The organism is Bacteroidales bacterium, assembly GCA_041671145.1.
Taxonomy (GTDB): Bacteria; Bacteroidota; Bacteroidia; order Bacteroidales; family JAHJDW01; genus JAQUPB01.
In genome coordinates this window covers 1-11,847 of record JBAZBZ010000056.1, presented here as the reverse complement: position 1 = coordinate 11,847, position 11,847 = coordinate 1, and the positions used below count along the sequence as shown (strand labels likewise).

Genomic DNA, 11,847 nt, shown 5'->3' with positions numbered 1-11,847 from the left:
AAAATCCCCATACAGCAATTGTTTGACGACTATTATCTACAAGATTTCAAAGAACTTAATTGTAATCAATTGAAATTTAATTTATAATGTTAGGATGTTAGTGAGCTAAATCATAAATCAATTTAACTAATTCTATTCCTTTCCCCCCAAATTTTTAGATTCTTAAAATTCTTCATAATATCATGTTTTATTTTGCTTAATTAATAGCTGAAAACTCATAGCTAACAGCTCGAAACTCAAAGCTGTTTTTTTACTTTCTTCGCAACTACAATTGCTCCCACCATTGCTGCAAGCAACAAAACTGAAATCACTTCAAAAGGCAATGCATAACCATTTCTTCCGTAATTAAGCAAACTATTACCAATTACTTTCATATTTAATTCTTCCGGAGAAATTACTGTTGGTGGAAATTTGTATTGTAATATTGTTATAATGCAAACAACCATTCCTGCAATAACTGCCAATGCGGAAAGTATTTTTTTGCTTATTGATATCTCATCAAATTTTTGACTGATATGACTTGTCAGCAATATCGAAAAAATTATTAAAACCACAATACCACCTGCGTATAGCGTTAACTGTACGGCAGCAAGAAACTGGTAATTAAGCATAAAATACAAACCTGCTGTTGCAACAAGTACAAACAACAAAAATGTTGCAGCACGTAGTATTCTTTTGGTAGTAACAGTTAATATCGAAAACAGGATTATAATTCCTGAAATAATAATAAACATTATTTGATTAAAGTTCAATTCCATTATTCAACTCCTTTCATTAATGATGAGCCATCTTTATTTAATACCTTGTTTAATTTTGCTCTGTTAAAAACAGCATGCTCAAATTCCTGTGAGAATGTAAGTGCATTAAAAGGGCATGTTTTCACACATAAAGCGCAAAAGGAACACATTCCCATTCTGTAAATATGTTTATCTATAGCTCTTTTCTTTTTGCCGTCATCAAGAAGAATTTGTTTTGAAATAATTTCAATAGTTCCGTTGGGACAATTGATTTCGCAAATCCCACAGCCGGTGCACTTGTGCTCGTTATTGGCGTTATGAGGCATTATTAATTCACCTTTAAACCGGTCGAACATTACAAGTTTTTTTCTGTTTTCGGGATATTGCTGAGTAACTATTTTCCACGGACTAAAAAAATATTTTCCCGTAACCATCATTCCCAGCACCAAAGACCATACTCCTTTGAAAATGCCGGTTATGTAATTTATTAAACTTTTCATTAACTTTAAACTTTAAACATTAAACTTTAAACTCTTTAAAAATACCATTTCATCATCACTACCAATGCCATCAACAAAACATTTACTAAATTAATCGGCAGCAAATATTTCCATTCGAGTGTTAATAGTTGGTCGATTCTTAATCGTGGGAATGTCCATTTGAACCACATCATTATAAAAATTATAAATGCTGTTTTTCCGAAATACCAGAAGAATGGTGGAATTAAATCCATAACATAATTGAAAGAAGTCAAACTACCAATATGCAGAGGCATCCATCCGCCCCAGAATACGGTTGCTGCGATTGAAGCAACAATAAACATATTCATATATTCTGCCAGAAAGAAAAAAGCAAATTTAATTCCTGAATATTCAGTATGGAAGCCGGCAGTCAATTCCGATTCGGCTTCGGGCAAGTCAAATGGACCGCGATTGGTTTCGGCTGTGCTTGCAATTAAAAAAATCACGAAAGCAATAATTGCAGGAATATGACCTGTGAAAATAAACCAGCCATTTCTTTGTGCTTCAACAATTGTTGAAAGCTGCATGCTTCCGGCAAGTATGCACATTGTAATTAATGATAATCCGACAGATAATTCGTAGCTCACAATTTGTGCGCCGCTTCTCATTGCACCGATTAACGAATATTTGTTATTGCTCGACCAACCGGCAAGAAGAATTCCGATTACTCCCATTGACGAAACTGCAATAATATAAAATACACCGATATTAAAATCAATTGCATGCAAGCCCTTTGCAAAAGGAATTGCGGCAATTGCAAGAAAAGAAACTCCGATAACTATGAAAGGAGCGATGTTAAATAAGATTTTGTCGGCATTTTTTATTGGAACTAATTCTTTAATTAATAGTTTTATCAAATCGGCAATTGTCTGAAAAAAGCCATAGGGACCAACTCTATTGGGACCCACGCGACATTGCATAAAACCGCAAATTTTTCTTTCGGCGTAAACAAGATACAAACCCACAACTGCATAAAAAGCAAGAATTGCAACACCAATTATTACAAGTTCCCATGTCGTTACCCAGAAAGGGTTTGCAAGAGCACTCAGGAATTTATCAATTCCTTTGGTGAGTATTGAAAAGTCGTATAAAAAATCGTACCACATCTTTAGTTTCGAGTTTAAAGTTTAAAGTTTAAAGTTGAAAAATAATTCAATTTTAAAATTCAAAACATTTTGTTATTCATTATTCACTTAAAATTAACGGTCAATATCAGGAATCACATAATCAAGCGAGCCGCCAATAGCAACCAAATCGGCAATTTTCTGATTTTTAGCCATTGTATTCAAAGCCGAAAGATTGCTGAAATTCGGAGAACGCAATTTTAATCTATACGGATATTTATCTCCTTTGCTTTCGATATAAACACCAAATTCCCCACGGCATGCTTCAACACGTTGGTAATATTCGCCTTCAGGAAGTTTAATTATTGGTTTCATTTTTGCCGTATAATCACCTTCGGGAATATTATCAATTAATTGCTCAATTATTTTCATAGATTCCCACATTTCAAACATTCTAACCTGATATCTTGCAAAGGTATCACCTTCATTAAATAATATTTCTTTGAAATCAACTTTATTATAAACGCCATAAGGAGCGTGTTTTCTTATGTCGCATGAAAATCCTGAACCTCTGCCCGATGGACCGGTTACTCCATAATTAATTGCATCTTCCTTTGATAAAATACCAACTCCTTTGCATCTTTCCTGCATTATTACATTTCCGGTAAGAAGCTGGTCATATTCAGGTAAAATTTTTCTGAAATATTTTATAAATTCCTTAACTCTCTTTTGGAAATTCGGATGAATATCGTTCATTAAGCCACCGGGAGTGTAATAGCTCAATATTAATCTGCTTCCTATGGACTCTTCAAAAATATCGAGAATTTTTTCTCTGTCACGCAAACCGTAGAAAAAGCATGTCAATCCGCCCAAATCCATTCCAAAGGAACACCACCATAATTGATGTGAAGCAATTCTTTGAAGCTCATCCATAATAGTGCGGATATATTTTACTCTTTCGGGAACTTCTATTTGTAAAGCATTTTCAACACATAAGCAAACAGCTTCATTATTAATCATTGCGGAAAGATAATCCAACCTGTCGGTTAAATGAATTATTTGCTGGTAAGTGAGTTTTTCGCACATCTTTTCAATACCGCGGTGAATATAGCCGCAGTGTGGCTCGATGTTTTTTACGATTTCACCTTTGAGAGAAAGCACAAGTCGCAACACGCCGTGTGTCGAAGGATGCTGAGGACCCATATTTATAATATATTCCTCTTTCTCTAAATCTAATAAAACGTCTTCTTCCATAAATTATCTTTCAACTATATTTATTTCATCAACGTAATCTTTTCTTAATGGATGACCCTTCCAGTCCTCTTCAAGAAAAATTCTTCTAAGGTCGGGATGATTTTTAAATTTTATTCCGAACAAATCGAAAACTTCTCTTTCATGAAATTCAGCGGTTTTCCATAAATCGCAAATGGTATCAAATTCGGGATTATTTCTTTCAGTTGTTTTCACTTTTAATACAACATAATGTTCGTGTTTTGTGGAAAAAAGATGATAAACAACACCAAGTGTGTCGCCCCAGTCCATTCCGCTTAAACAAAACAAATAATCGAAAGATAAATTTTCGCTTTGTTTTATTTTTTCGCATAATGAATGAAATTTTTCAGCAGGAACAACAAAAGTAGGATATTGCTTGTTTGCTGTTTCCGCTGCTTCGGGAACTATTGAAAATATTTTTTCTTTTATTTGTTCGTGTGTCATTTTAGTTTAAAGTTTAAAGTTTAAAGTTTAGAGTTCCCGGTTTTTTTAACTTTAAACCTGAAACTTTAAACTTTAAACTACATTTCATACTTCCACTTTCTTTTGTTAAAGCTACGTTTGATAAAAGATTCTTTTTTTATTTTTCTTTGCAATTGCATTACTCCATAAAGCAAAGCTTCGGGTCTTGGCGGGCATCCCGGAATATACACATCAACCGGAATAATATGTTCAACACCTTTTACTACGTGATAAGAATTGTAAAAAAACGGTCCGCCCGAAATAGCACACGAGCCCATTGCAATAACATATTTTGGTTCTGACATCTGGTCGTAGAGGCGTTTTAAGACAGGAGCCATTTTGTTGACTATTGTTCCTGCAACAACAATAACATCTGCCTGTCGTGGACTTGCACGATAAACTTCTATTCCGAAACGTGCGAAATCGTGGCGTGCTGCGCCGGCTGCCATCATTTCAATTCCACAGCAGCTTGTTGCAAATGTAAGTGGCCAGATGGAATTTGAACGTCCCCAGTTGAGTATTCCGTCAACAGTGGTAAGCAGAATGTTTCCACCCGATTTGTCAATAAGTTCAAGGTCTTCGTTGTCCTTAAACTCATTGTATTTCATTGATTTTATTTTTACTCCCATACCAAAGCGTGTTTTTTCCAGGCGTAGCCCAGCCCTAAAATCAAAATAAAAAAGAAAATTAGTATTTCAACAAATGCAACCATTCCCAAATCCCTCATCACAACTGCCCATGGAAAAACAAATACCGTTTCCACATCGAATACAAGAAATAATATTGCAAATAAATAGTAACCTACATTAAATTGCAGCCATGTAATACCTTTTGTTGGTATTCCGCATTCATACGGCTCAAACTTCTGAGGAGTGCTTGACCTTGGAGCTATAAAATAAGCAAATACAATGGCAAATCCCACAAGAAAAACTCCGACACCGAAAAATAATATTAAAAATTCTGAACTCATATATTTTAATTTATCTTTTAAGAATTTTGAAATTTTGTGCAAAGATTAGTATTTTTTTTTAAAAGAAAATAGTTTATCTTTTTTTTTATAAACACTTTTATTAATAACTGCTTTTTTGTTATGTTAAAAGGAACTATAAATTAATGAGTTTTGCGAATAATTGAACTATTTAAGAAAGTTTTATTTTGTTAATAAATATGTTTTATGTCAAGTTAAATGTGTATATTAAACAAAATAAAACCGAAGTTATAAACTTGATGATGAAAACCCGAAAGATAGCAAACATCAGTTGTTTAATATTAGATGTCAAATTTTATTGCTTTTTAATAACGGAATTTATATTTTGCCAAAAAATCTTTATCTTTAACCCGAATAATTTACATTTTTTTTAATAAATAATGATAGCATAACAATCAAAGTGAATAAAAAGAAATTAATATTTGTTTTATTGGTTTTATTTTTTTCATGTAAAAAATACAACGATACTTCATGGGGCACGGAAGTATTGATGCCATTATTAAATTCTACACTTAAAATAGATAATCTGATTGCCGATTCATTACTAAAAAAATATCCCGACAATTCGCTGAAATTAGTATATGAAAATCCTTTTTATGAGTTTTCTATTGATTCATTATTTGAAATTCCGGATACACTTAAAGAAAACATATTTCATTCTTTTTTCTCTGTTCCCGTTCATTTTTTGCCTGAAGCACTTATTTTTTCACAAGTTGATAAATATAGTTTGAATGTTTCAAATACAAAACTTATAAAAATAATTATTAGAAAAGGTTTTTTAAAGTTTCATATACGAAGCACAATAAATGGATTAATGCAATGTGATTATAAAATTTTTAATGCATTAAAAAATGGAAGTCCTTTTAATATTAGCGAAATAGTACCGGCTGCACAAATTGGAGGAAATTCTGAAGTTATTAAATATTTCGATATTTCGGGTTACACTTTTATTTTAACAGGTACCACCGGATTGGAATTTAATACTGTTTCAACAAAATTATCAATCAGCACTGCAACAGATTCTGTATGGATTAACCCGAATGATACTATGAGTGTTGAAAGTGGCTTTGTTGGCATTGAAGCCCAATATATTAAAGGATACATGGGAACTGAAACTTTCAGCGTGGGACCATCATCTGCAAATATTGATTTGTTTAAAAAAATTACAGGCGGCACAATTAAAGTTGAAGACATTACTTTTTCTGCACATTTTAAAAATTCTTTTGGTATTGATGCAACAGCCACTATTAAACAACTTACATCTATTAATACTCGCACAAATACAACAGTAGCATTGAACAGCAATATTGTTGGAAAACCGATAAATTTAACCCGTGCTTCGGAAAATATTTACGACAATACTGTAGCTGCAACAAACACAAATATTAACATTGAAAATTTCGCTGCAAAACCATTCTTTGAAAACATGCCCGACAAAATTGGTTATGCCATTGAACTTATAACCGACCCTCTTGGAAATATTTCGGGTGGTAACGACTTTATTTATTATGGAAAGGGATTGAAAGTTAATTTTAATATGGAAATACCTTTGTCGCTTATTGCAAATCAGCTTACACTTGCCGATACTGCTGCTTTTAATTTAAAAATTGATGACTTTAGGAAAAGCATTAAAAGCGGAGCATTCAATTTAATTGCCGATAACGGATTTCCTTTCGATGCTAATGTTCAACTTTTATTATTGAATGAACAGAACAAAATAGTTGATTCATTATTTTCTGCGAATTTAATAAAAGCAGCTCCTGTTGATGTTAATTATATCGCAACAAGTATCGTAAGAACGATTATTGTTGTTCCGATGCCGAAGGCAAAAATGAATGAATTGTATGAAACAAAAAAGATAATTGTTAGGGTTAGATTTAATACTAATCCGGATAATAAATATTTGAAGATTTATAGTGATTACAGCATGAAACTTAAACTAACAGCCGATTTGAAATTTGATATCAATTCGAAATAACATATTGATAACATTTCTGAAAACTGAATTTTCAGATGTTTTTGCCCCAACCCTAAAGGGTGAAACATCTGAAAATTCGCATCCCTTTAGGGTTAGGGGTAAAGCGAATTTTCAGATATGTAAGATATTATTAATTTTCTTTATGATATCTCTGTTATGTGCAAATAATGTGCATACTCAGACGAATAATCTTTTTGATAAAAATTATAGAATAAAAAAAATTACTTTAGAAACAGGCAATAATACCGAAATAAATTCAAACGTAATTTCAAATGAATTTATTAATAAAGCATTAAAAGGTGGATATATTGATGATATTTTAAAAAACAGAATTTCACAGCAGCTTTTAAAAAACAATATACTCGGTGGTGAAATGAATTCTTATTTGAAACTTACTTTGCACAATGATTCTGCTTGTGGACTGAGCTATTATTTAAAAGTAAAAAACTGCAATTATCTTAACATGAAATTCAGCAAAGATTTGTTTAATCTGTCTTTATATGGAAACAAGATGTTTGAAGGAAAAACAGCCGATATGGGTAATTCGGAACTTAACTATTTGAACTATGACCAATTTTCATTCGGAATAATTTCCAGATATAAAGCAGATGATTTAACTTATGAATTTTCAATTGGCTTGGGTGTAAATCTGGGAAGAAAAAGTTTAAATGTTGATTTAAGAAAAGGAGATTTATTTACACAAAGCCTTGGCGAATATATTGATTTTAATGCCGATTACGATGTTTCTGTGAGCGATGCTTCAAGAAAATCAGCTTTGTCGTACAGCGGGTTCGGAACTTGTGTCAGCTTTTCATATTCGATAGAAAACAGACATAATGATATTTTTAGTATTTCATTTGATAATGTGGGTTCAATAAAATGGAATAAAAAATCATGGTTTTATTATCGTCCCGATACATCGTTTCACTTCGAAGGATGGGAAGTCCCATCTTTTATTAATATGAATAGTAAAATATTTGAAAGTGCAAATATTGACAGTATTATAAATAAGTACGGATACAAAAATAAAACCACAAGATTTATTACCGGCTTGCCTTCAATATTTAATATTAGTTATTTATACAAAGCTTCTAATGCAGTGGATTTTAATTTTGGTATTAAATATTTGATAAATGCTAATTACACACCATTATATTATTTGAAAACAATTATAAGTCCGAATAAATATAACTTATTTTCTCTTGTTGTCAGCTATGGTGGGTACGGCAATTCAAATATTTTTGTAAATCACGAAGCTAACTTCGGATTGGAATTTGCTCACGATTTCAGGAAAGGTCTTATTTTTGATGTTGGCAGTAATTATGTTAACGGACTTATATTTCCACGCACAACAAGAGGAGAGGGATTTTATTTTGCTATTAAAAAAATAATTTGATAAAAATGAAATTTGAAATTTTAAAATATTTATTTGTTTTATTAATAATTAGTATTTGTTTTGAAACAGGTATTGCTCAAATTAAATTTCAGAAAATATATTCGGGGAATTCTTATGATTACGGCTTTTCAGTAAAACAAGCAAATGATGATGGTTATTTTATTTTCGGAAACACAAGCAGTTTTGGCTCCGGAAATACCGATATAATAGTTATCCGAACGGATAAAAACGGAACTCCGTTGTGGAAAAAAATGTACGGTAGCACAGGAATTGATTATGGCACTTTTGCCGAAAAAACTAATGACAATAATTTTTTAATATGTGGCTATACCAATAACACAGCCGATACAAGTTATAATGTTTTATTAATGAAAATTGATACTCTGGGAAATTTAATATGGAGTAAAAATTATGGTGGCAGCGACTGGGATATGGGACATTGCGTGCTTCAGGCATCTGACCTTAATTATTATATTGTTGGTGAAACTTATAGCTATGGTAAAAAAAACAGCAACTTTTATTTAATTAAAACCAATACTGCTGGTGATACTATTTACACAAAAACTTATGGAGGTGACAGTGCCGACGTTGCCAATAGTATTATTGAAACAAAAGACGGAAAATTGATGCTCGCAGGATATACAAATAGTTTTGGTGCAGGAGCAGCGGATTTTTATTTAATAAAAATTAATAAAAACGGCGATACATTATGGACTAAAACCTATGGTGATGTTAATAATAATTATGCAAATTCAATTATGCAATGTAATGATAACGGATTTGCTTTATCCGGATATTCAATAAAAAATGGCAATACCAACAATGTGATTTATTTTGATAAAACGGATAGCACCGGAAATATTCAATGGTTTACTTGTGATTACGGAGAACCAACCGACCAGAAATCAAATTACATGTTCAACACTTTAGAAGGAAATATAGGAATGATTGGATATAGGTCACAAAATACACACGGAGGTAAAGATATGCTTTTAAATGTTTTTGATGTTTATAATAATTGGGTTACTTCCGGTTGCTATGGCGGAACTAAAGATGATGAGGGTGTTTACTCTCAAATCACCTCGGATTCGGGATTAATTATTGTTGGAAATACCGAAAGTTTTAACACAAGTTTTTCAAGTATTTTTTTAGTAAAAACAGATAAAAACTATAATACTTCCTCAACAACTCAAGAAATAAATATAGGCATCAATACTATAATTGGCAAAGAAAAAAACATTAATGTTTTTCCAAATCCCACAACGGGAATTATTAATATTAGTTATGAAAATCTTTTTCATAAAAAATTATTAATAAAAATACATGATATAGTTGGACGTATTGTTTATTCCGATGAAATAGAGAACAGCGCATCTCTTGATATTAATGGTTTTCCGAATGGAATGTACTTTATGGTATTATCCGATGGTGATAAAAAATACACAATCAAACTTATTAAAGAATAAAGTGAGAAAAATTTTATTTAGTGAATATAATTATGTTTTTTTTCACATTTTTTTCCTTGCTGCATTATACTGTTTGTTTTATTTCACAGGAATAATAAATATATTTCCTTCAGAAATTAATATTTGCAGATGGGATTGCGGCTGGTATAAAATCATTAAAGATATTGGATATTATTATAAAGAAGCAGAACAAAGCAGCGTTGCTTTTTTTCCTGCTTTTCCTTTTTTATGGTCGTTTTTGAATGTTAATGCTTCAACAATGGCAATAATAAATGCTTCGATATTTTTTATTTCTTTTGTTTTTATTGCCATGGAATTTAATATAAAAAAAGAAGATGGATTAATTTTTCTATCGCTTCCAAGCATTATATTCATGTTTGTTCCTTTTAGCGAAGCATTGTTTTTTTTATTTGGTTCGGTGTTATTAATAGGTTTGAATAGAAACAATATTGTTTTGGCTTCAATTGGTTTGTTTTTTTGTTGTTTAACCCGCTCTGCCGCTGTTTTATTTGTTCCTGCAATAATATTTATTGAGTTTATTTATTTTGATGGTAAAAAAGATTTAAGCAAGAGTATTAAAAATATAATTACGTATGGCATAATTATGTTTGTTGCTAACATGGCTGTTATTTTATATCAGTGGAATGTAACAGGTGTCTGGTTTGCTTTTAAAAAATCGCAAGCTCAATGGAATCATTATTTTCATTTGTTGAAATTTCCTTTAACATCAATAGGATATAATGCTCTTTGGCTCGATATTATTGCTCTTTGGATTGGGATTTTTGCGGGAATATATTGTTTATATATAGTTATTAAAAAAATAAAATTACAGAATTATATAAAAAACAAAGCATTTCTGTTTTCTGTTTGCTATTTGTTTGCAACTGCTGTTTTTGTGTTGACATATCAAGGTGAAAGATTGCAAAGTTTAAACAGGTACTCTTTTTCAACACCTTTTTTTCTTGTTTTTTTTATTTTTATTAATAGAAATGCGTTATTCGAATTTAAAAAAATGTTGTTGATTTTATTTTATACTATTATTATTTTATTGCTATTTAACCCTTTTATGCCAATTTTTGAATTATCTAAAATTCAAACTTTAGTTTTTTATATTGCTGTTTATATTTATATAATTTTGTTTGTTGCTTATATTTTTTTTAATAAAAATAAATATTTTAAAAAACTATATTTACCTTTATATTTTATTAATGTTATATTACAGGTATTAGCTTTTAGTTTTTTTATAAATTCACAATGGATAGGTTGAGAACAATATTTTTTATAGAAATGCCGTTTATTAGAAAAGTTATAAATAAGATTGTATGAAAAAACTTTTTTTTGTACTTATAGTAAATATAGTGTTTATTTTCAATTCATTTTCTCAGGAGTTGAATTGCAATGTGCAGGTCGTATCCGACAAAATACCCGGCAGCGACAAGAAAATATACGAAACATTGAGATTGTCTATTTGGGAATTTATGAATAACAGGAAATGGACAAATAATGTTTTTAAAAACGAAGAACGCATCGAATGTAGCATTCTTATTAACCTTACCGAAAGAAACAATGATGTGTTCAATGGCACAATTCAGGTTCAGGTTCGCCGCCCGGTATTTAAAACTACTTACAATACTGTGTTATTAAATTTTATTGATAAAGATTTTAATATTAAATATGTTGAATCGCAGCCTTTGGATTATACCGATAATACTTATATTTCAAATCTCACATCAATTCTTGCTTTTTATTCGTATTTAATTATCGGACTCGATTACGATACTTTTTCACTGTATGGAGGCACGCCATTTTATGAAAAAGCACAAGCAATAATTAACTTAACTCAAAGCACTCAGGATAAAGGGTGGAAGTCATTCGAAAGTACAAAAAACAGATATTGGATCCTTGAAAATCTTACCAACCAGAATTATAAGGCATTCAGAGAACACATGTACAACTATTATAG

General features: G+C 31.0%; 10 protein-coding genes and 1 pseudogene. 5 read left to right on the top strand and 6 right to left on the bottom strand.

Features of this window, described 5'->3' with window-relative positions:
* Positions 1–236 precede the first annotated feature (236 nt).
* The 6 genes and pseudogenes from WC223_13005 to ndhC form a co-directional block, all read right to left on the bottom strand.
* The gene (locus tag WC223_13005) at positions 237–758 is read right to left on the bottom strand and encodes an NADH-quinone oxidoreductase subunit J (GenBank protein MFA6925156.1); all 522 of its coding nucleotides are present in this window, start codon (positions 756–758) and stop codon (positions 237–239) included.
* Positions 758–1,237, bottom strand: coding sequence for a 4Fe-4S binding protein (locus WC223_13000; GenBank protein ID MFA6925155.1), 480 nt, complete (start codon positions 1,235–1,237; stop codon positions 758–760). Before WC223_13000 ends, WC223_13005 begins: the two co-directional genes overlap by 1 nt.
* Positions 1,238–1,272: 35 nt before the next feature.
* Positions 1,273–2,364: an NADH-quinone oxidoreductase subunit NuoH gene (gene nuoH / locus WC223_12995; protein MFA6925154.1), complete on the bottom strand. Its 1,092-nt coding sequence runs from the start codon at positions 2,362–2,364 to the stop codon at positions 1,273–1,275.
* A gap of 93 nt (positions 2,365–2,457) precedes the next feature.
* Positions 2,458–4,038: pseudogene (locus WC223_12990) on the bottom strand (NADH-quinone oxidoreductase subunit D).
* Between the two features lie 77 nt (positions 4,039–4,115).
* Positions 4,116–4,685, bottom strand: a complete 570-nt coding sequence (locus WC223_12985) for an NADH-quinone oxidoreductase subunit B (GenBank protein ID MFA6925153.1) — start codon at positions 4,683–4,685, stop codon at positions 4,116–4,118.
* Positions 4,676–5,026, bottom strand: coding sequence for an NADH-quinone oxidoreductase subunit A (ndhC, locus tag WC223_12980; GenBank protein ID MFA6925152.1), 351 nt, complete (start codon positions 5,024–5,026; stop codon positions 4,676–4,678). Before ndhC ends, WC223_12985 begins: the two co-directional genes overlap by 10 nt.
* 418 nt (positions 5,027–5,444) lie before the next feature.
* Between ndhC and WC223_12975 the strand changes: the two genes are divergently transcribed.
* The 5 genes from WC223_12975 to WC223_12955 form a co-directional block, all read left to right on the top strand.
* A complete protein-coding gene (locus tag WC223_12975) occupies positions 5,445–7,022 on the top strand; it encodes a hypothetical protein (protein MFA6925151.1) in 1,578 nt (525 codons plus the stop codon).
* A gap of 142 nt (positions 7,023–7,164) precedes the next feature.
* On the top strand, positions 7,165–8,418 hold the full coding sequence (locus tag WC223_12970; protein ID MFA6925150.1) for a hypothetical protein: 1,254 nt from the start codon (positions 7,165–7,167) through the stop codon (positions 8,416–8,418).
* Between the two features lie 5 nt (positions 8,419–8,423).
* Positions 8,424–9,884 (top strand): T9SS type A sorting domain-containing protein, encoded by a 1,461-nt coding sequence (locus WC223_12965; protein ID MFA6925149.1) that lies wholly within the window; start codon positions 8,424–8,426, stop codon positions 9,882–9,884.
* Between the two features lies 1 nt (position 9,885).
* Positions 9,886–11,151 (top strand): hypothetical protein, encoded by a 1,266-nt coding sequence (locus WC223_12960; protein ID MFA6925148.1) that lies wholly within the window; start codon positions 9,886–9,888, stop codon positions 11,149–11,151.
* Between the two features lie 55 nt (positions 11,152–11,206).
* Positions 11,207–11,847 (top strand): DUF4835 family protein (locus tag WC223_12955; protein MFA6925147.1); only part of this gene is annotated, 641 nt, incomplete at its 3' end.